19 protein-coding genes and 1 pseudogene are annotated in these 20194 nt (G+C 51.6%); 10 read left to right on the top strand and 10 right to left on the bottom strand.

Annotation, left to right across the window (positions count from 1 at the left end):
- The first annotated feature begins 72 nt into the window (after nt 1–72).
- The 3 genes from MON37_RS04545 (at nt 73) to MON37_RS04535 (ending at nt 2013) form a co-directional block, all read left to right on the top strand.
- Nucleotides 73–771, top strand: coding sequence for a DUF3108 domain-containing protein (locus MON37_RS04545; RefSeq protein ID WP_039404606.1), 699 nt, complete (start codon nt 73–75; stop codon nt 769–771).
- Between the two features lie 91 nt (nt 772–862).
- On the top strand, nt 863–1213 hold the full coding sequence (locus MON37_RS04540) for a helix-turn-helix domain-containing protein (protein WP_242883573.1): 351 nt from the start codon (nt 863–865) through the stop codon (nt 1211–1213).
- Nucleotides 1117–2013, top strand: coding sequence for an IS3 family transposase (locus MON37_RS04535; protein ID WP_242883576.1), 897 nt, complete (start codon nt 1117–1119; stop codon nt 2011–2013). Before MON37_RS04540 ends, MON37_RS04535 begins: the two co-directional genes overlap by 97 nt.
- Nucleotides 2014–2084: 71 nt before the next feature.
- On the opposite strand, the gene MON37_RS04530 is transcribed toward MON37_RS04535, so the two are convergent.
- On the bottom strand, nt 2085–2912 hold the full coding sequence (locus MON37_RS04530; protein ID WP_039405532.1) for an SDR family oxidoreductase: 828 nt from the start codon (nt 2910–2912) through the stop codon (nt 2085–2087).
- A gap of 126 nt (nt 2913–3038) precedes the next feature.
- Here MON37_RS04530 and MON37_RS04525 point away from each other — a divergent pair, with 126 nt between their 5' ends.
- Complete coding sequence (locus tag MON37_RS04525; RefSeq protein WP_003763338.1) at nt 3039–3497, top strand: c-type cytochrome; 459 nt, start codon at nt 3039–3041, stop codon at nt 3495–3497.
- A 194-nt stretch (nt 3498–3691) separates the two neighbouring features.
- Here MON37_RS04525 and MON37_RS04520 read toward each other — a convergent pair whose 3' ends face one another.
- Together MON37_RS04520 and MON37_RS04515 are read right to left on the bottom strand one after the other, a co-directional pair.
- Nucleotides 3692–3910, bottom strand: coding sequence for a tautomerase family protein (locus tag MON37_RS04520; protein ID WP_039405535.1), 219 nt, complete (start codon nt 3908–3910; stop codon nt 3692–3694).
- Between the two features lie 330 nt (nt 3911–4240).
- On the bottom strand, nt 4241–5206 hold the full coding sequence (locus tag MON37_RS04515; RefSeq protein WP_039405537.1) for a tRNA dihydrouridine synthase: 966 nt from the start codon (nt 5204–5206) through the stop codon (nt 4241–4243).
- Between the two features lie 89 nt (nt 5207–5295).
- Here MON37_RS04515 and MON37_RS04510 point away from each other — a divergent pair, with 89 nt between their 5' ends.
- From MON37_RS04510 to MON37_RS12440, 5 genes and pseudogenes are all read left to right on the top strand, one after another.
- Complete coding sequence (locus MON37_RS04510; protein ID WP_082013587.1) at nt 5296–6255, top strand: nucleoside hydrolase; 960 nt, start codon at nt 5296–5298, stop codon at nt 6253–6255.
- 48 nt (nt 6256–6303) lie between these two features.
- Complete coding sequence (locus MON37_RS04505) at nt 6304–7857, top strand: glycosyltransferase family 2 protein (protein WP_039405539.1); 1554 nt, start codon at nt 6304–6306, stop codon at nt 7855–7857.
- A gap of 165 nt (nt 7858–8022) precedes the next feature.
- Nucleotides 8023–8784, top strand: coding sequence for an endonuclease/exonuclease/phosphatase family protein (locus MON37_RS04500; protein WP_039405542.1), 762 nt, complete (start codon nt 8023–8025; stop codon nt 8782–8784).
- 243 nt (nt 8785–9027) lie between these two features.
- Nucleotides 9028–9876: an RnfABCDGE type electron transport complex subunit B gene (locus MON37_RS04495; RefSeq protein ID WP_039405545.1), complete on the top strand. Its 849-nt coding sequence runs from the start codon at nt 9028–9030 to the stop codon at nt 9874–9876.
- A gap of 47 nt (nt 9877–9923) precedes the next feature.
- A pseudogene (locus tag MON37_RS12440) lies at nt 9924–10034 on the top strand (IS5/IS1182 family transposase); the annotation flags it as partial.
- A 184-nt stretch (nt 10035–10218) separates the two neighbouring features.
- On the opposite strand, the gene MON37_RS04490 reads toward MON37_RS12440, so the two are convergent.
- Together MON37_RS04490 and MON37_RS04485 are read right to left on the bottom strand one after the other, a co-directional pair.
- Nucleotides 10219–11562 carry an aldehyde dehydrogenase family protein gene (locus tag MON37_RS04490; RefSeq protein WP_039405548.1) on the bottom strand — a complete coding sequence of 448 codons (1344 nt, stop codon included), beginning with the start codon at nt 11560–11562 and terminating at the stop codon, nt 10219–10221.
- 198 nt (nt 11563–11760) lie between these two features.
- Complete coding sequence (locus tag MON37_RS04485) at nt 11761–12609, bottom strand: RTX iron-regulated FrpC family protein (RefSeq protein ID WP_242883774.1); 849 nt, start codon at nt 12607–12609, stop codon at nt 11761–11763.
- Nucleotides 12610–13239: 630 nt separating this feature from the next.
- Between MON37_RS04485 and MON37_RS04480 the strand changes: the two genes are divergently transcribed.
- A complete protein-coding gene (locus MON37_RS04480; protein WP_039405554.1) occupies nt 13240–14448 on the top strand; it encodes a uracil-xanthine permease family protein in 1209 nt (402 codons plus the stop codon).
- A gap of 52 nt (nt 14449–14500) precedes the next feature.
- On the opposite strand, the gene MON37_RS04475 is transcribed toward MON37_RS04480, so the two are convergent.
- The 5 genes from MON37_RS04475 to surE all read right to left on the bottom strand — a co-directional run bounded on the left by MON37_RS04475 (nt 14501) and on the right by surE (nt 20168).
- The gene (locus MON37_RS04475) at nt 14501–15955 is read right to left on the bottom strand and encodes an efflux transporter outer membrane subunit (RefSeq protein ID WP_039405557.1); all 1455 of its coding nucleotides are present in this window, start codon (nt 15953–15955) and stop codon (nt 14501–14503) included.
- Between the two features lie 324 nt (nt 15956–16279).
- A complete protein-coding gene (locus MON37_RS04470) occupies nt 16280–17392 on the bottom strand; it encodes an ABC transporter permease (protein WP_039405559.1) in 1113 nt (370 codons plus the stop codon).
- 150 nt (nt 17393–17542) lie between these two features.
- On the bottom strand, nt 17543–17881 hold the full coding sequence (locus MON37_RS04465) for a cupin domain-containing protein (protein WP_039405562.1): 339 nt from the start codon (nt 17879–17881) through the stop codon (nt 17543–17545).
- A gap of 458 nt (nt 17882–18339) precedes the next feature.
- A complete protein-coding gene (locus tag MON37_RS04460) occupies nt 18340–19236 on the bottom strand; it encodes a peptidoglycan DD-metalloendopeptidase family protein (RefSeq protein ID WP_039405565.1) in 897 nt (298 codons plus the stop codon).
- A gap of 176 nt (nt 19237–19412) precedes the next feature.
- Entirely contained in the window at nt 19413–20168 is a 756-nt protein-coding gene (gene surE, locus MON37_RS04455; protein WP_039405567.1) for a 5'/3'-nucleotidase SurE, read from the bottom strand.
- Nucleotides 20169–20194 lie beyond the last annotated feature (26 nt).

The following is a 20194-nucleotide window of genomic DNA, read 5'->3' as shown; positions in this document are numbered from 1 at the left end:
GCTTTATAATAACCGATTTAACCGATTGCAAAACGACGCATTTTCACGACATCAAATATATAGAGGAATGCCATGAAACCCTATCTTCGCGCTTTATCCCTAAACCTAATGATAGCTGCATTTGCATCACCCGTATTCATCTCTAGCGCCCATGCCGCCAACTTACCGCAATCCGTCTCCCTGCAATATGCCGGACACTACAACGGACTCACCCTGCCCGCGACCATGACTTTTACCCGCAACGGTAAAGGCTACAAAGTCGTCTCAACCATCAAAGTCCCGCTCTACCACATCCGTTTCGAATCCGGCGGCAGCATCAGCGGCAACACCATCCGCCCGAGTTACTATAAAGATGTCCGCGGCGGCAAAACCTATGCCGAAGCCAAATTCCGAGGCAATCAGGTTACCTACGGTAAAACAGGCGAGCTGCAAACCGAAACCGTCGGCGGCAACATCAGCGATTTATTCACGCTGGCATGGCAGCTTGCCGCCAACGATGCGAAACTGCCCGCCCGCCTGAGCATCACCAACGGCAAAAAAATCTATCCCGTCAGCGGTATGAGCAAAATCGGCAGCGGCAGCTATACCCTGAACGGCAAAGCCATACCCGTCGAAAAATACCGCGTACAACGCGGCGACGACACTGTAACCTATTCCTTCGCCACCTCCTTGGGCAACATCCCCGCCCAAATCAGCTATACCGACGACGGCAAAACCTACGATTTGAAACTGACTTCCGTCAGCATCAACGGCAAACCTGTCAAACCCTGAAATCCCTAACTAAAAAGGTCGTCTGAAACCATTTGAACTGCACCCCAAAAGTTGGACATCCCCCCTCCAACTCACAAGGTGCAGTTTTTTTATGAGCAAATATACATTACACTTTAAATACCAAGCCGTACTCCACTACCTGCATATACGCAGCCAACAGCGTACCGCAGACCACTACGGCATCTCCCGAACCCACCTGCGACGATGGATACGCGCCTATCAAGAAGGCGGCATCGGCGCACTCGAACATCCCCAATCCAAAACCATGCCCCAACACCGCAAAAACCCCTTCATCGCCGACAAACCCGACCACGAAAAAACACAGGCGGAGCTTATCGAAGAGTTGTGCTATATGCGCGCAGAGGTCGCCTACCTAAAGGAGTTAAAAGCCCTCAGCCAAAAGCGGACCGAAAAGGACAAAGCCAAACCGTCCAAACACTGAGGGCGCAACACCCGCTCAAATACCTGCTGCACATCGCAAACCTGCCCAAAAGCAGCTTTTACTACCATCACCAAGATCGACCCGATCCCGACGAGGCCGACAAAGCCCTCCTTGTCGAAACCTACAAACGGCATAAAGGACGCTACGGACAAAGGCGCATTGCCGCAGCATTGGATTGGAACCGCAAAAAAGCAGCGCGGTTGATGAAGCAGTTGGAACTGAAAGCCCTCATACGGGCAAAAAAAGCCTACCGCCATCCCGCCATGGGCGAGATATCGGAACACCTCCTCAAACGCCTATTCACAGCCGAAAAGCCCAACGAGAAATGGCTGACCGACGTGACCGAACTCAAAGGAAAGGACGGCAAACTGTACCTCTCGCCAATCTTGGACCTGTTCAACCGAGAAATCGTCGCCTACGCCATGAGCCGCAATGCTAACAGCGAAATGGTGAAGGAAATGCTCGAAAAAGCCGCACCCCGGCTGACCGGCGAAGGAACGATGCTTCATTCGGACCAAGGCGTGCTGTACCGTACGGCGGGATATAGGGAATTGCTTGCGGAGCATTCCATGGTTCAAAGCATGTCGCGAAAGGCGAACTGCTGGGACAATGCGCCGATGGAAAGCTTCTTTGCGGTGTTGAAGACGGAGTGTTTCTATAACGCAGGAGAATTGACGGTGGACGAATTGATGAAGCAGATAGATGACTATATGGATTACTACAACCGGGAGCGTTGCAGTCTGAAATTGAAAAAGCTGAGTCCTGTCGCATACAGAACCCAGCTTGCACAGAGCGCCTGAAAAGGCTTTTATGAGTGTCCAAGATTTGGGGGCCAGTTCAATTTTCAGACGACCTTTCTTCTTTCAAAACCCTATTTGAACCACGACTTAATCCGTGCAAACAAAGACATACTCTGTTTCTCGAAATTCTCCGTCTGCACAGGTACGGGCAGCGTATTGCGGATCACTTTCATACCGGCAAACGTTTGGGCGACGGGCATGATTTCGATGGAGTTGACGTTCATGTGCGCCGGACGCTGATAGAGCCACAAAGCCGTATCCGCAATGTCTTGCGGCCGGATGGATTCGACGTTCTCATAAACCTTTTCCGCCCGCTCGTCATCGCCCTTAAAGCGGACATTGGAAAACTCGGTACCGCCGCACAAACCCGGCTCGATGTTGGTGACGCGGATGTTTTTATCTGCCAATTCCGCGCGCAGGTTCATGCTGAACTGGCGCACAAACGCCTTGGTCGCGCCGTACACGTTGCTGCCCTCGTAGGCATAGCTGCCGGCAATCGAACCCAAATTCATGATATAGCCTTGTTTGCGCTCCGCCATTTGCGGCAGGATTTGGCGCGTCAGGAAAGTCAGACCGACGATGTTCGTTTGAATCATGGTTTCCCAATCGCCGAAATCTGCTTTGTCCGCCGTTTCCAAACCCAACGCCAATCCGGCGTTGTTGATCAGGCAATCGATTTCGGCAAAATTTTCAGGCAGGCTGTCGAGCGCGTTGCGTATCGACTCGGTACGCGAAACGTCCATTTCCAAAGGATAAAACCGCTCGCCCAATTCGGCCGCCAATGCCTGCAGTTTCTCGCTGCGCCGCGCCGCGCCGATAACGGAATAACCGGCCTGTACAAACGTGCGGCACATCGCCTCGCCGAAACCGGCTGACGCGCCGGTAACCAAAATCGCCATAACTATTTCCTTTCTTTTCTCGTTTTGTAAACCCATTTCAGGTATGATTACGACTTTTCAGACGACCTCTTCGGATGTCGTCTGAAAAATATGAATAACAAAATACTATCACAGGACACCAAAGCCATGAATACCAAACTCTTCTCAGCGGCGCTGCTCGCTGCCCTCACCCTTGCCGCCTGCGGTGGCGGCGCACCCGCGCAACCCAAAGGTCCGATCTCCGAAGACCGTACCACCGCGTTCAAATCCATGATGCCCGAGTTCTCCAGCATGGGCAAAATGGTAAAAGGCGAAGAGCCTTACGACGTGGAAAAATTCAAGCAGGCTGCGGCAACTTTTGCCGAAACCAGCAAAAAACCTTTCACCTTCTTCCAATCTGACGACAAAGGCAACGGCCGCGCCCTGCCTGCGGTTTGGTCTGATGCGGCTAAATTCAAAGCCGAAGAAGACAAATTCGCCGCAGCCGTTGAAAAACTGAACGCCGCCGCGCAAACCGGCAAGCTGGAAGAAATCAAAGCCGCTTACGGCGAAACCGGCGCAAGCTGCAAATCCTGCCACGACACCTTCCGCGCTCCGGAAGAATAAGCCGCTGCGCAGAAACACAAAAAGGTCGTCTGAAATCCGGTTTCAGACGACCTTTTGAGTTTCGATGAACAGGAAAAAAGTCATATCCGAACATTGCGGACAAGTATCCCAAACCGGCTTTTTGTATCGCTGTCATTTCCTTTTTCGCGCAGACGCAAGCTGATATGACGGCATCTATTCCCGATAAGGCGCGCTTATCCCGATTTTTGCGCTTTGGCGCGGCGCACGGTAATGCTTTCACCCCCGATACCCCAGTTATCCATGTCCACTTCATCAATGACGACGACCGTGGTCTGCGGATTTTTATTCAACACACGGGCAAGCAGCTCGGTAACACCGCGGATAAGCTCGGCTTTCTGTTCGGCACTCGGAGCCTCGCTGCCGCCCGTTACCTTGATATTGACGTAAGGCATCATTGTCCTTTCTGAAAATGTAGTAAATTCAAATAAACCGATTCATACCGTCTTTCTTGCTCCCGCCTGCGCAGGAAGAGAAATATAGTGGATTAACTTTAAACCAGTACGGCGTTGCCTCGCCTTAGCTCAAAGAGAACGATTTTCTAAGGTGCTGAAGCACCAAGTGAATCGGTTCCGTACTATCTGTACTGTCTGCGGCTTCGTCGCCTTGTCCTGATTTAAATTTAATCCACTATAACGGCTTAGAAACATCCTGTTTTTATTTTATTCCGCCTTAGGCGATGGGTTTAAAGGTCGTCTGAAAACTTTCAGACGACCTCATCATTATCAGGCATTCATCTTGTCTTCAAACGCCGCCAAAATCCGCGCGACTTCTTCCGCGTCTTTGACCGCCCTTACCGCGTCAAACAATTCCTGCGCTTCTCCAAATTCTTTCTTCATCATGCCCAGCCATTGTTTCAGGCGGGCGACGGGGTATTTGTTGTTCGCTTCTTTGGCGAGACACAAATGGAAAAATTGGTTTATCCACACCGAAACTTCGGCGAAATCGGTATCGCGGACGGCTTCGCCGTTTTCGTATTGTTTGATTTGGCGCGCCAAATCGGGGCGGATGACGGCGCCGCGACCGAGCATGACGCTGTTGCAGCCCGTCATCTCTTTAATGCCGATATAGTCTTTGAGGCTGAACACGTCGCCGTTGGCGGTTACGGGGATGGCGACGTGTTCGCGGATTTTGCGTATCCATTCCCAATGCGCGGGCGGTTCGTAGCCTTCGACTTTGGTGCGGGCGTGTACGGTCAGGGCGCAGGCTCCGCCTTCGGCGATGGCGGCGGCGCATTCGAGCGCGAGGCTTTTGTCTTCGTAGCCGAGCCGCATTTTGCCTGTGAGCGGGATGTGTTCGGGCAGGCGTTGGCGCAGGGTTTTGACGATATGGTGGATGAGGTCCGGCTCTTTGAGCAGGACCGCGCCGCCTTTGTGTTTGTTGACCGTCGGCGCGGGACAACCGAAATTGAGGTCGATTTTGTCCGCGCCGAAACGGACGGCTTCCAAGGCGTTGACCGCCATATTGTCGGCATCGCTGCCCAAAAGCTGGACGGCACAGGGCGTGCCGGCGGGGGTCTTGTTGCCGTTGGCGATTTCGGGGGCGTATTTGAGCCAGGTGGAACGGGAATGGACGGTGTGGGTAATGCGGACGAACTCGCTGACGCATTCGTCGTAGCCGCCGATACGGGTCAGCAAATCGCGCATCACATCGTCCACCAGCCCCTGCATGGGCGCAAGGATAAGCTGCATATCGGAGGAGGTCGTCTGAAAAAAAGGAAATGCGTATTGTAGCGGTATATCGGTTAAAATACACGCTTTCCACATAGACGGCGCAAGCGATGGCGATGAACGAAAAAATCCGTTTGATTATCGATACCGACCCCGGGCAGGACGATGCCGCAGCCATTTTGGCGGCACACGGTCTGGCACGGCGCGGCTTGGTCGATTTTTTGGGCATGACCGTCGTCGCCGGCAATGTCGGCATGGCGTTGACGGCAAAAAACGCGCGCATCGTCTGCGATTGGGCGGGCGAGGAAGATTTCCCCGTTTACGCCGGTGCAGTCAAACCTTTATTGCGCGAGCTGGAGACGGCGGAAGCGGTACACGGCAAAACGGGCTTGGACGGTACGGCGTTGCACGAGCCGCGCTGTCCTTTGCAAAAGCAGCACGCGGTTGCATATTTGGTGGAAACCTTGAGCCGCGCCGAAGACGCTTCGATGACTTTGTGCCCGATAGGCCCGCTGACCAATATCGCGCTGGCGTTGAGCATCGCGCCGGAAGCCGTCCGCGCCATCAAACGCATTGTCTTGATGGGCGGCAATTATTTTGAAGCGGGCAACATGACGCCTGCCGCCGAATTCAATTTCTTCACCGACCCGCACGCGGCGCAAATCGTGCTGCAAAGCGGCGCGCCGATTACGGTTTTGCCGCTGGACGTTACCCACAAGGCGCAAATCACTTCCGAACGCATGAACCGCCTACGTCGTCTGAAAAACGCCAACGGCAGCCGTTTGGCGGATATTTTGCAAAGTTACGAACGCTTCGACATTCAACAGTTCGGCTTGGAGGGCGGCCCGCTGCACGACCCTTGCGCCGTTATCTGTGCCGTGTTCCCCGAATTGTTTTCAGGCAGGATGTGCCGCGTGGATGTGGAGACGCAAAGCGGACTGTCCACCGGCGCGTGCGCCGTCGATTGGCACGGCACGACCGGCAAAACGCCCAATGCGCTTTGGATAACCGAAGTCGATGCCGACCGTATGTTTGAAGAACTGACCGCCGCCATTGCCGAACTGCCTTGATTTCCCGATTTTGATTTTTCAGATGACCCCTTTTCAGACGACCTCATCATGAACCCGAAAATTCCCGCCACAGCAGCCATGTTGGTCAAAAATTCGGAACGCTATCTGCACGAAGTTTTGACCGCGCTTCAAGACTTCGACGAAGTATTGCTGCTCGACAACGGCTCGACCGACCGTACCTTCGAAATCGCCGAACGCTTCACCAACGTCAGTTATTACAAATACGACTTCATCGGCTTCGGCCCGATGAAAAATCTTGCCGCCCGCCTCGCGCAAAACAATTGGATCTTCAGCATAGACAGCGACGAAGTGGCAGACGGAGAACTGATTGCCGCCATCCGCAAAGCCGTGGCGGAAAACAAAGAACAAAACATCTTCTCGCTCTCGCGCCTGAACCACTACAACGGCCGCCTGATCAAAGCCTGCGGCTGGTATCCCGACATTATCCCGCGCCTTTACCACCGCCGTTTTACCCGTTTTTCCGACCGTCAGGTACATGAATCGCTGATCTTGCCGCCCGATGCAAACGTCCGTCCGCTCGAAGGTCGTCTGAAACACTATTCCTTCGAAAACGCCGAAGGGCTGATTCAAAAAATGCAGCAATACAGCTCGCTCTACGCCGAAGAAAACCGCTACAAAAAAGACAGCTCGCCCTTCAAAGCCCTGTTGCACGGCAGCGTATCGTTTGTCAAAAACTACCTGCTCAAACGCGGTTTCGCCTACGGCGCGGACGGCTTGACCATTTCCATCGCCAATGCCCAAGGTTCGTACTACAAATATGTCAAACTTTACGAGCGCAACCGCAATATCAGCGTCGCCCTGATTGTAACCACCTACAACCGTCCCGACGCGCTGGAGCTGGTTTTGAAATCCGCACTCGCGCAAACCCGCCTGCCCGACGAAATCATCGTCGCGGACGACGGTTCACGCCAAGACACCGCCGAAGTCGTCGAGTTCATCCGCAGCCATACCGACATTCCCGTCAAACATTCTTGGCGGCCGGACGACGGCTTCCGCGCCGCCGAATCACGTAACCGCGCGCTGGCGCAGGCAAAAAGCGACTACGTCATCCTCATCGACGGCGACATGATACTCGACCCGTCCTTCATCGCCGACCACCTCAAGCTCGCACGCAAAGGCAGGCTGATACAGGGTTCGCGCGTCATCCTGACCCAAAGCCGCACCCAGGAAATTTTAGATTCCGGCGAATTGCCCGATTTGTCCGCGTTCAGCCAAGGCATAGAAAAACGCCTCTCCGCCCTGCGCTGCCGCAGCCTGTCCTCCCTGATCGGCAGACAAAGCAGCCGCAAACACAAAGGCATCAAAACCTGCAATATGGGCTTTTTCCGCAGCGATGCGCTGGCCGTCAACGGCTTCGACAACCGCTTTGTCGGCTGGGGACGCGAAGACAGCGAGTTCGTCGCCCGCCTCTTCCATAACGGCATGAAACGCCACAACCTCAAATTCGCCGGCATCGCCTACCACCTCTGGCACCACGAAGCCGAACGCGACGCCCTGCCGCAAAACGACGCCCTGCTCAAAGCCACGCTGTCCGAACAAAAAATCCGCTGCGAAGACGGCATGGACGAATTCATAAAATAAACCGTTTTCTGCGCGGTCCCCCCCTCAAACGTCGTCTGAAACCTTTCAGACGACGTTTTACCGCCAAGCAACCGTTCAACCATCAAATCTTTACTGAAACCAAACACTTGCAGTGTTATACTATTAATACAACGACAAACTACTCACACACTACGGTTACACATCATGTCCCCCCGCCCGATTACCATCACCTCATACAACATGCACAAAGGCATGTCCGCGCTCAACCGCAAAGTCCAAGTGGACAGCATGGCGGAAGAGCTGCGCGGCATAGGCTCGGATGTCCTGTTTTTACAGGAAGTGCAAGGTCAACACCTGACCCGCAGCAGCAGGCTGCCCGATTTTCCCGAAAAACCGCATTACGACATCCTCGGCGATCGCCTCTCCTACAACCGCAGCTACGGCAAAAACGCCGTTTACCCGCAGCGCCACCACGGCAACGCCATCCTCAGCCGCCTGCCGCTGGAAACCCGCCACAACCTCAACATCAGCGTCAACAAACTCGAACAGCGCGGCGTACTCCATTGCGAAGTCCTGCCCGAAGGCTGGGAAACCCCACTCGTCTGCCTGTGCGCCCACCTCAACCTGCGCGAACCCGACCGCGCCAAACAATACCGTGCCATCTTCGAATACGTCGTGCATCACATCGACCCGCAAAGCCCGCTGATTCTCGCCGGCGATTTCAACGACTGGCGGCAAAAATCCGCCCTGTCCTTAGGCAACGCCTTGAACCTGAACGAAGTATTCGTGGACAGCAACGGTAAACGCCCCAAAACCTTCCCCGCCCGCCTACCCGTCCTCAGCCTCGACCGCGTCTATACCCGCAACTTGGAAGTCCTAGACTCCCAAATCCACAACGGCAAAAACTGGCAACGCCTCTCCGACCACTTGCCCTTAAGCGTCAAAGTCAGACCCAAACTGCCTTGACCGCACCCATGCCAAAGGTCGTCTGAAAACCTGAAATCGGGATTTTCAGACGACCTTCCATATCCACGTTCCTGCCCGCCACACCGTATGAGGTTCAAATACAGGATACTTATAACATCATTCACATTCCTACTTGAATTTGCTGCAAAACGATAGAAGAATCTCTTTTATTTTCAAACCCTTTATTCCCCTATACTTCGTTTCCCGATAAAATACGCCTTTTCGATTTTGACTCTATCCGCCATGCTGACCGACCTTCAAGCCATCAACCGCCTGCTGCCGCAAACTCAGTGCCGAGAATGCGGCTATCAAGGCTGCCTGCCTTATGCACAAGCTTTGTTGCACGAGGATGCGCCTGTTAATCTGTGCGCACCCGGAGGAGAGGCGGTGATGGTCGATATTGCCGCCTTATTAGGCAAGCCGCGCGTTGTGCCGGTCAAAACGCAGCCCAAAGCCGTCGCCTTGATAGACGAAGCCGCCTGTATCGGCTGTACCGCCTGCATCCGCGCTTGCCCTGTCGATGCGATTATGGGCGCAAGCAAGTTTATGCACACTGTCATCAGCGACGAATGCACAGGCTGCGGACTCTGTCTCCCGCCTTGTCCGGTGGATTGTATCGACATGATACCTTCCGAACAGGAATACCTCCCCGCCGCACGCAGCCTGAGCCGTTCTTCCGAAGCGCGTTTCGCCGCCGCCGAACACGCGCAAAGCCGCTTTGATTGGCACACCGAACGCAAAGCGCGTGACGAAGCGGAACGCAAAGCCATGCTTGCCGAGCGCGAAGCCGCCGTTAAAGCCAAGCAGGCGCAAACTCAAGCCGAAACCCAAGCTGCCGCCAAACCTGCCTTCAATCCCATGGATTTGATTGCCAAAGCCATGGCGAAAGCACAATCCCAACAAGACAAGCTGGTTGCATCCGACAACCGTGAAGCATTCAAAAACCGGCAAATCGAAGAAGCCAAAGAGCGCGCCGAATTGCGCCGCGCCCAACGCGATGTCAAATATGGCAACGAAGAAGAAAAAGCTGCTGCGCTTGCCTACCTGCGCCGTTATAAAGCGGAGCAAGAGGCAGCCAAAGAAATACGGTGATGTCGGTGAAGAGACTTTGAAGGTCGTCTGAAATAGGTTTTCAGACGACCTTATATAGTGGATTAAATTTAAATCAGGACAAGGCGACGAAGCCGCAGACAGTACAGATAGTACGGCAAGGCGAGGCAACGCCGTACTGGTTTAAAGTTAATCCACTATAAAAAAGATTCCGTCATTCCGGTGCAAATGAAAATCCTTATTCAATAATCGGAAATTTCCAATTACATCACTCCTACGGAGAATATTGAGAAAAACAAACCGCCGCTTCAACAAAAAGAAGGTCGTCTGAAAACGCAATATAGACAATCCCAGCATTTTCAGACGACCTTTTTCAATCCTTCCTTATTTCTGCCAATACGTTTTCACGTTCACAAATTCATACAACCCGAATTCAGACAATTCCCGTCCGTAACCTGAGGCTTTGACGCCGCCAAAGGGAAGGCGCAGGTCGCTGCTGGTGTGGCGGTTGATAAAGACCGAGCCTGCTTGGATTTTTTCGGCAAATGCCCAAGCGCGGCGGGTATCGGCGGTATAGATACTGGCGCCCAGTCCGTAGGGCGTATCGTTGGCAAGGGCGACGGCGTGTTCCTCGTCCTTCGCCCGCAAAATCATGGCGACCGGCCCGAAAACCTCTTCATTCCAAACGCGGCAGTCAAGATTCACTTTGTCCAACACGGTGGCAGGGTAAAACCAGCCCTTTCCTTCGGGAATGAAACCGCCCGTCAAAACTTCTGCGCCGTGTGCAACTGCGTCCTGTACTTGGGCGTGTACGTTTGCGCGCAAGTCTTCACGGTGCAGCGGGGCAAGCGTGGTCGCAGGGTCTTTGGGATCGCCCGTTTGCAATTTGGCGCATTCGGCAAGGAACAGGGGAATGAAGTGGTCGGCAACGGCTTCGGTTACGACGATTCGTTTGGCTGCGTTGCAAGACTGACCCGCGTCGCGGAAACGCGAATAACAAGCTTCGACGGCGGCACGTTCGAGATCCGCATCAGGCATGACAATGAAAGGGTTACTGCCACCGAGTTCGAGGACGGTTTTCTTGAGGTGCATTCCCGCATGGGCGGCGAGCAGTCGGCCTGTCCGTGTCGAGCCGGTAAACGCCATCGCATCGGTGTCTTCAATGGCTTTCAACGTATCGTCGTTGTCCAGCCACGCACCAATCAACGGGAGGTCGTCTGAAACCAGTTCCAACAGCGCAGCGCTGACCCGCGCAACGCTGGGCGCAGGTTTGACGGCACAAGCATTTCCCGCGCACAGGGCAGGAATGGCGAAACGCAAAACCTGCCAGACAGGATAGTTCCACGGCATGACGGCAAGCACAACGCCCAACGGCTCAAAACGCACCTGACTGAGGCTCGCCTGCGTAGCAATGGTCTTATGCGCCAGCAACTCGGGGGCAAGGCGGACGTAATATCGGATGAGCTCGACGGATTTATCCAGTTCGGCACGGCATTCATGCAAGCAGCGTCCGACTTCTTCGCAAACCATCTCCGCAAGCCGCTCCTTGTTTTGCGCCAAACGCTCGGCAAAAGCTTGCAGCAAAGCAGTCCGCCCGGTAACGCCCAACCGCGCAAACGCCTGCTGGCGCACCTTCAACGCTGCCAATTCTTGTGCAAACTCTGCATAACCCTGCGCAGGACGGCGGCAAAGGGTTTCGCCGGTATAGGCGTTGATGCTGTGAAACATGGTTCGGCTCCTTTGTATGTTGGTTTTATTTTAGGTCGTCTGAAAATTAAGACGTTCTTTCAGACGATGTTTGTTCATCAAAGATGGCGCGATTATATAGCAAACTCGGATAGAACATCTCCACACAGTTCTTTTCCTTTTAACTCAGCCTGTTGTTATCTATTTAAAATAATCATAAGTTAGAATCCTAAAATAAAATTACTTGATAAAACTTTTAATTAATTTCTCTATTTTTAGATGATATTCAATCAACTCTTGTTGAGAAGGTTGCTTAGAAAAATTTCCATATTCATGTACACTGATACTAGGATAATAATCTACTGACAAACCATTTATGCATGAGTCAACTGCGATTGAAAAATGTGGTTCATTAAGTTTTTTTCCATTTTTTCTACCATCATCCCTTACTTGTATTCTTACTGGATTTTCATCATCTCTAATATAATTAAATTCATGATAGAACGGTTCTGCATTAAACCTTTCATATGCTTTATAGTCTTTAGAATAAGAAGTTATTTCTTTTGAACCGTACCTGAACATCATTTTCGTAACATACTTGGGATCTAAAAGGCATTCAGAATTTTTCTGAATCGAAATAGTGTCTATCATCGGCAGACCATCCTTCAATGCCTTAACAAATTTATCTTTATTCTTCCGATTAAAAGGCTCTAAAATCCAAGAATCTCCTTTGCGTTTGGCATGGACGTAAATATCAAACCTACCGCCCTTATAGATTTTTTCCTCATCCGACATCCATCTTGTTGCCGAATTTCGGGACGAACCTGCCAAATAACCGTAAGGTACGCTCAGCAACGTCCCATCCAAATCAATTTTAATATTTCTTTCAAAGCCTGTTATGGGTATCTGATTGTCCATTTCTACTTCTTCCTTATTTTCTGAAGATGGATAACAAGCTGCCAAAGCGAATGAACCCAAAACTGCTATTAGAGCTGATAGCTTCTTCAATACCCTATCTTTTCCACATTCCACTTTTACTCTTCCTGTAACATATTTCTGATTAATCAGGCCAGCTGAAATACAATCCATTATCAATTTCTGATTCCTGTAAAAATACCATATTCTCATAAACCAGCAATTTATTTCAGATAAATGGTATTTAATTCAAGCAAACGTATCATTACAACTGTAAACATAACAAAAAAATCGTCTGAAGATTTTTCAGACGACCTTTTTATATTTGAAAAATTTTTTAACACATTGTTTCAGCTGAGTAAATATAATTATTAATTTTATATAAAACTATTACTTAAATTATAATTTTATTTTTATATGATATTTACCACTTCCATCTATAACCTAATTTTGATAAATTTTGTAAATTTGATAACCATTGATAGCATTTAAGATGATGTACAGATTTCTGCTTCCATTTTAATAAGGCATACAGAAATAGATACATAATCAGGACAAGTTTCAGTCTGCCATTTCATCGCATACAGTGATTGCTGACTTAAAACCATTCTCGCTGTGCATCGATTTTTTCGTGTATCAACTATAAGCAGGGTGGTTATATATTAAGTAAAGAATGGTGCTGCAAAATCGGATATTTCCATTTATCAATCTGTTTTTTATCCTGAATCCGCGTTAAATTAATGTTCATCCGGCTGCCTAGACAGTATAATTCCCGCCGTTTGAATCGAATATACGAGGTTTCGGATGAATCAGTTTAAATTGGCGGTTTCGGGCGCGCAGATTTTGTTTGTGGCGTTCGGTGCGATGGTGCTTGTACCGCTTCTGACGGGGTTGAACCCTGCTCTGGCATTGTTGGGCGCGGGGATTGGGACATTGTTGTTCCAATTGGTTACTCGGCGTAAGGTGCCGATTTTTTTGGGTTCTTCATTTGCTTTTATCGCACCGATTATTTACTCGATTGGTGAATGGGGTCTGCCTTCAACGATGTTTGGCCTATTTGCGGCCGGCTTTATGTATTTTGTGTTCGCGGGTTTAATCAGGTGGCGCGGGCTGGCGGCGGTTCACCGCTTGCTGCCGCCGGTAGTCATCGGGCCGGTGATTATGGTGATCGGTTTGTCGGTAGCCGCTGCGGCAAGCAGTATGGCTATGGGGCAGGCTGACGGCAAACAGGTAATTGATTATGCAGACTCGTTGATTTTGTCGGGTTTTACCTTTGCGGTAACGGTCGTAGTGTCGGTTTTTGGCAGCCGCATGATGAAACTGGTGCCGATTTTGATCGGTGTGGCCTCGGGCTACACATTGGCTTTGATAATGGGCTTGGTAGATACTGCCGCCATCGTCAATGCGCCTTGGTTTGCAGTGCCTCATTTTGAAACGCCGCAAGTCAACTGGCAGGCTGCATTGTTTATGCTGCCGGTGGCGATTGCACCTGCCATCGAGCATATCGGCGGTATCATGGCTATTGGAAATGTTACCGGTCAAAACTATACGAAAGATCCGGGTTTGGATAAGACGCTCGCAGGCGACGGCTTAGGGGTATGCGTAGCCGGTTTGATCGGCGGACCGCCGGTAACGACTTACGGCGAGGTTACGGGTGCGGTGATGATTACGAAAAACAGCAATCCTGTCATCATGACTTGGGCGGCGATTTTTGCCATTGCAATGGCGTTTTTCGGTAAATTCAATGCGTTTTTGGCTTCCATCCCGATGCCTGTTATGGGCGGCATTATGCTGCTTTTGTTCGGTACGATTGCATCTTTGGGTGTGAAAACGCTGATTGATTCGAAAGTTGATTTGATGCTGCCTAAAAATCTGGTCATCGTCAGCTCGGTGTTGACGACAGGTATCGGCGGCATGGTCATCAAAATCGGTACGTTAAGCTTTGCCGGAGTGGGCTTATGCGCAATATTGGCCATTATTTTGAATATACTGTTGCCGGATAGAGAACAATAGTCATCAGCTTAAAAAGGTCGTCTGAAATTTTTCAGACGACCTTTTTGCTTTTTTATTTCGACCAGCCTCCGCCCAATGCCTTATACAGCGACACCAGCATCTGCGCCCTTGCCAGCTGCGCCGAAATCAGGTTTTCCTGCATTTGGCCTTCGGCGATATGGGCTTTGAGGGCAACATCCAGCGTTTTGTAGCCGTTGCGGAACATTTTTTCCGTATCGGCAGCATGGCGTGCTGCCTGATTATGGGCGGTTTGCAGCAGTTCGGTTTGACGGCTTAGCGATTCCACGCCTTGATACGCACTATCGACTTCGCCCAGTGCGGTCAGGAGCCGTTTGTCGTATTCCAGCAATGCCGTCTGAAGGCGCGCGTCGGCGGCTTTGATATTGGCTTTGATGCGGCCGTTGGTGAACAGCGGCGTCTGTATGCCCACAGACAGCAAACTTGCCCAGCCGGTCAGCGAACGGTCGCCGTCCACACCGATGCGTCCGCCCTGCCCCATAAAGCTGATGGTGAAGCGCGGCAGCAAATCGGCTTTGGCACTGGCGAATTTGGCGGCATAGGCATTGACTTGCGCCGCCTGCGCGCGCAGGTCGGGGCGGCGTTCCAGCAAGCCTTGCGGCGTTTGCCCGCCCGGCGCGGAAGGCTGGTGCGCCAACGCATCGATAGACGATTCAGGCAGCGTAAACGTCTGCGGCACGTTGCCGGTCAAAACGGCGATACTGCGCACATAAGCGGCGTATTCCGCCGCTATCGTGGCTCGTTTGGCTTCCGCTGCGGTCAGTTGCACTTTCGCCTCGTTCACTTCATAGCCGCTGACATGTCCCGCCTTAAAACGCCCTTCGATGTAGCGCACCATCCGCCGCAAGGTGGCAACGGTTTGGTCGGCGGTTTTCAGACGACCTTGTGCCGCACGCGCTTTGAAATAATTGTCGGCAATATCGCCCGCCACCAGCATTTGCGCGCCGTATGCCAATTCCTGCTGCCCCAGCGCGGCATAGCGGGCGGCATCGGCGTCGCTGCGTTTCTTGCCGAAAATATCCGGCTCCCACGAAGCGGTCAGTCCTCCGTACAGGGTGGTACTTTGAGAATCGATGGTATCGTCGTTTAAGGACGAAGTCTGCGGATAACGCGAAAGCAACGCGCGGGCATTGCTGTCGAGCGGGTTATCCATTTGACTATAATTCGCCATCGCCTTGCCACTCAGTCCGACGGTCGGCCCCAAATCGGCACGCGCCGCCCCCGCCACGGCACGGGCTTCGTTCAGACGGCTGACGGCGATTTTCACATCATGCCCCTGCGCCAAACCCTGAGCGATTAATCCGCTTAACACCGGATCGTTCCACTGCTGCCACCACGCCCCGATGTCCGCATCGCCCTTCGCCGCCGCATCCTGCGTAAATGTTTCGGGCAATTCAACCTGACTGTTTAACGGAACTTCTGTGTTTTTACAGCCTGCAAGCGCCAAGGCTGCGGCAATACACAATAAATGGATTTGATTGAATTTCATCGTATTTTCCTTTTTGAAAAGGTTTTAGCGTTCCGTGTTGGCGAAATTTGTTTCGCTCGTTCTCAGTGTGCTCAGCCTCTTGACGGGGCAACCTTTCAGACAACCTTTCAGAAGATTTTTTGCGAAACCTAGAAACCTGAATGTAAGCCTGCGGCTTACTGCCCTCTCCCTAACCCTCTCCCACGGGGAGAGGGGACAAATTGGTCTAATCCCTAAAAATGGTTGGGTTTCAGCATCCTCAATCTCCTCTCCCCGTGGGAGAGGGCTAGGGAGAGGGCAGCAAACCGTCAGGTTTGCTTTTTAGCAATACTTGGCGGGTCAACCTCAACCCTGCCGTTCCAACATCCCTTGAAACCGCAACAATGCCAGCCATAAGAATCCTACGCCGATACAGCCCATGATCAACATATGTCCCCAGACGATTTCAATCCCCGCGCCGCGGAACAGGATGTCTTGCGAGAATTTCACAAACTGCGTCAGCGGCCAATATTCGCTGATCAGTTGCGCCGTGTGCGGCATGTTGCTGCGCGGGGATGCGCCGCCGGCAAACAGGTTCATCACGATATACACCGGCAGCATCAGCATACCGAACTGCCCCATCGTCGATGCGAACGTGGCAATCATGATGCCCAGCGACGCCACCGAAAACAGGAACAACGCCAACCCTACCGCATAAAGCGGCACCGAACCGATGAGCGGCACGCCTATGCTCAAATGCACGATAAACCACAGCGACGACAGTGCCGCCACCCAAATCACGGCGGCATTTGCCAGCACTTTGCCCATCATCAGTTCGAACGCATTGACCGGCATCACCAGCAAATGCTCGATTGTACCGCGTTCGCGTTCGCGGATAACCGCTGCCCCCGTCAATAAAATCAGCAACATACACGACATCGATCCGATTTGCGAAGTCGGCATGAACCACGCGCTTTCGCCGTTGGGATTGTAATAAGTATTGATGACGGGGCTGATTAACTCCGGCCGCGTCACGCCGGTGAATTCGTAAATTTCGCGGTTGATAATTTGCGAAAGATACGAAGCGCCCACCCCCGCCTGCGTCATCGACGTCGCATCAACCAAAAGCTGCAAATCAGGATTGCGCCCCGCCGCCATGTCGCGCTGAAAATTGGGCGGCACTTCCAAAATAAAGGTGAACTCGCCCTTATCCATCAATTCGTCCGAATCCTCGCGCCGCACGTCCTCTACCAGTTTGAAAAACGGATGTTGCACGGCATCGCGGATACGCATGGACAAAACCGAACGGTCTTGGTCGATGATGCCGACGGTGGCATTTTTCAAATCCGCGCCCACCTGCGCCATCTGATAAATCGTGGCTGTAAAGATATACCCAATCAGCACCATCAGCACCGGATCAGTCAGCTCGCTGCGGAACTCTTTGAGCATCAGGGTCAGAATGTTTTTCAGGGTACGCATGGGGATTCCTGTTTAAACGCTATGGATGAAGGTCGTCTGAAAACCTTATCTGTTCTTCAGACGACCTTTGTACAGTACATCGCCTACTATCTGGTTCTTTATGGGAATCACCAAACTTACCGCAACAGTACCGCCATACTGCAAAAATTTTCACAGGCAACATTTTCCGAAACGCAATTTTTTGTTTAAGCCCGCAACGTAAGTCAACTGCTTAATCACCAAGATATTCGTATAATCTTCAAGCGCACGGATACTGTGTGTCTCGCCGGGTTCGATCCGGACGATTTGCAGGCCTTCGGTATGTAAAGTTTCAGACGACGTCGAGATTTGCGCACTACCGTTCAACACAATCAACAAAATAATCGCTTCGGCTTCATAGGGCGGAATTTCATTGTCTTTCTGCAAAGAAAGCTGGACGATTTCCTGATCAGTATCACTGCTGATCACCCCGCCCAACAAGGCTTTGGGATCTAAGGTATATTGTTTCATCATCGCTCCTTTTCTATTTTTACATTTTCAAAAATTAAGAACATACATACGGCCGTTTTCACAGTATATATTCTTGAAAACCAATATTTAGGGCAGCATATCGGTATAAAGTTCTACTCAAACAGCCCCTTTGATAAATTACCCGGACAGGCACTCTGTAGAAATCAACAGTGTTGTTTACACTTTTGGCTTTTGCCTGAAGACCCGTTTGAGCAGCTATCCGGCATTGTCAAGAATGTCGATAGACACGGGAAACCCGCTCTGTTCTTGATAATGCCGGATAGCTGTCTAAGAATCATTCAAGCAAAAACAAAAGCTGTCCGCCGTAGAAAAAGTGTAAACAACGCGACGATTTCCTACACACCGAAACAGGGAGACCTACATTTTCATCCGCGCTGTGAATTACGGATTTAATTTAAAAGGCCGCCCGAATAATCGGGCGGCCTTCAATTTGTTCATCAGAATGCGATATAAGTGGCAGGATTGACCGGTTTGCCGTTTTGACGGACTTCGAAGTGAAGTTGAGTACGGTTGGCATCGGTATTACCCATTTGTGCAATGGTTTGTCCGCGTTTGACATTTTGTCCTTCATTGACGAGCAGACGTTGGTTGTGTCCGTATGCGCTCAAGAATGAGGAGTTGTGTTGGATGATGACAAGGTTGCCATAACCGCGCAAACCCGAGCCTGCATAAACCACTTTACCGTCTGCGGCAGCTACGACGGGCTGACCAGCATTACCGCCGATGTCCACGCCTTTATTGCTGCCGCCAAAGTTGGCAAGAACGTTACCGTTGGTCGGACGTTGCCATGTAATGCCGCTGACTGTACGGGTTGCACCGGTAGCAACTGTCGGCGTATTGAGAGGTGCGGGAGCAGGCTTGGCAACGGGTGCAGGTGCAGAATATGACGGTTTGGCTGCCGCAGTCGAAGCAGGGGCAGTATAACCGGCCGGTTTGACGCGCAGATTTTGTCCGACGCTGATGTTGTTGTCAGTCAAACCATTCCATTCACGCAGATTGTCTTGGGTAATATGGTAGCGTTTGGAAATATTGTAAACGGTATCGCCACGGACGACAGTATGCGTTGCTGCATTGATGTCAACCGGAGCATAGGACGGAACATAGGCACCACCGGAAACAGGAGGCGTATAGCTGTTGTTGACAGCGGGAGCGGAAGGAGGAGTATAAGGGGCATCGTTGGCTGCCGGCGCATTTGTGCCGTAAGGGGTCGCACCATAAGGATTGGAAGAAGTACCGGAACCGGCATTACCGACGACGACGGGGGCAGGTTGCTGGCTGGTACATGCGCCCAATGTCAGGGCGAAAGCGGCATAAAATGCGGTTTTTTTCAACATAATCGATGACCTTTATATCGGGGTTATTGTCTTGATTGGTGCATATCATAATAAAAATAAGCCCGCCCCTCAAGTATCGGGGCGGTTAGGGACTGTTAAAATCGGCTTGCCGCGCCTGTTTCAGAACAAAAAGATCGTCTGAAAACACTCGGCAAAAAAAACAGAAATCTGTGTGCTTATCCCTCTTTACCGTCCTGCCAAAATCCGCTGACTGCATCCATATGGCGGTAGGAAGTCAAATCGATTTGCAGCGGTGTAACCGTGATAAAGCCCGCCTCACACTCCCCGAAATCCGTACCTTGCTCCCGATCAGAAATATCGCCGACGGGACCTATCCAATAAATAGACTCACCGCGGGGATTCTTCATCGGGATAACGCTTTGCTCATGATGCCGCCGCCCCAACCGCGTTGTTTTGATACCTTGTACCGCATCCGGCGGTACGGCGGGAATATTGATGTTCCAAAGGACAGGCGTTTTAGGAGGATTTTTCAACAACCGCTCCAATATCATCCAAGCCGCCTGTTCCGCCGTCTGCCAATAACGCCCCCGCGTATCGTTCAAAGACAACGCAACGGCAGGAATGCCCATCAGGAAGGCTTCGGTCGCTGCGGCAACCGTTCCCGAATAAAGCGTATCGTCTCCCATGTTCGCACCATTATTGATGCCTGAAAGGACCAAATCGGGTTTAAAATCCGAAAGCACATGACAACCCACATGAATACAGTCGGTGGGCGTACCGTCAACATAATAAAACCCGTTTGCCGCCTGCTTCATTTGCAAAGGGCGGTCGAGTGTCAAAGAATTGCTGACGCCGCTTCGGTCGCGTTCGGGAGCAACGATGCGGACATTGGCAAACTCCGCCGCCACCCTGGCCAAAATGGCTATGCCCTGCGAAGAGTACCCGTCGTCATTGGAAATCAAGATGTTCATTGTTATAGCTCTCTGAAAAGGGATGC

It is taken from the genome of Morococcus cerebrosus, assembly GCF_022749515.1.
In the GTDB taxonomy this organism is placed as follows: domain Bacteria; phylum Pseudomonadota; class Gammaproteobacteria; order Burkholderiales; family Neisseriaceae; genus Neisseria; species Neisseria cerebrosa.
This window is presented reverse-complemented; position numbering and strand designations above follow the sequence as displayed.

Coding starts and splice junctions, on each gene's coding strand:
- MON37_RS04545 (WP_039404606.1), top strand. CDS start 73: ATGAAACCCTATCTTCGCGCTTTATCCCTAAACCTAATGATAGCTGCA.
- MON37_RS04540 (WP_242883573.1), top strand. CDS start 863: ATGAGCAAATATACATTACACTTTAAATACCAAGCCGTACTCCACTAC.
- MON37_RS04530 (WP_039405532.1), bottom strand. CDS start 2,912: ATGGCGATTTTGGTTACCGGCGCGTCAGCCGGTTTCGGCGAGGCGATG.
- MON37_RS04525 (WP_003763338.1), top strand. CDS start 3,039: ATGAATACCAAACTCTTCTCAGCGGCGCTGCTCGCTGCCCTCACCCTT.
- MON37_RS04520 (WP_039405535.1), bottom strand. CDS start 3,910: ATGCCTTACGTCAATATCAAGGTAACGGGCGGCAGCGAGGCTCCGAGT.
- MON37_RS04515 (WP_039405537.1), bottom strand. CDS start 5,206: ATGCAGCTTATCCTTGCGCCCATGCAGGGGCTGGTGGACGATGTGATG.
- MON37_RS04510 (WP_082013587.1), top strand. CDS start 5,296: ATGGCGATGAACGAAAAAATCCGTTTGATTATCGATACCGACCCCGGG.
- MON37_RS04505 (WP_039405539.1), top strand. CDS start 6,304: ATGAACCCGAAAATTCCCGCCACAGCAGCCATGTTGGTCAAAAATTCG.
- MON37_RS04500 (WP_039405542.1), top strand. CDS start 8,023: ATGTCCCCCCGCCCGATTACCATCACCTCATACAACATGCACAAAGGC.
- MON37_RS04495 (WP_039405545.1), top strand. CDS start 9,028: ATGCTGACCGACCTTCAAGCCATCAACCGCCTGCTGCCGCAAACTCAG.
- MON37_RS04490 (WP_039405548.1), bottom strand. CDS start 11,562: ATGTTTCACAGCATCAACGCCTATACCGGCGAAACCCTTTGCCGCCGT.
- MON37_RS04485 (WP_242883774.1), bottom strand. CDS start 12,609: ATGGATTGTATTTCAGCTGGCCTGATTAATCAGAAATATGTTACAGGA.
- MON37_RS04480 (WP_039405554.1), top strand. CDS start 13,240: ATGAATCAGTTTAAATTGGCGGTTTCGGGCGCGCAGATTTTGTTTGTG.
- MON37_RS04475 (WP_039405557.1), bottom strand. CDS start 15,955: ATGAAATTCAATCAAATCCATTTATTGTGTATTGCCGCAGCCTTGGCG.
- MON37_RS04470 (WP_039405559.1), bottom strand. CDS start 17,392: ATGCGTACCCTGAAAAACATTCTGACCCTGATGCTCAAAGAGTTCCGC.
- MON37_RS04465 (WP_039405562.1), bottom strand. CDS start 17,881: ATGAAACAATATACCTTAGATCCCAAAGCCTTGTTGGGCGGGGTGATC.
- MON37_RS04460 (WP_039405565.1), bottom strand. CDS start 19,236: ATGTTGAAAAAAACCGCATTTTATGCCGCTTTCGCCCTGACATTGGGC.
- surE (WP_039405567.1), bottom strand. CDS start 20,168: ATGAACATCTTGATTTCCAATGACGACGGGTACTCTTCGCAGGGCATA.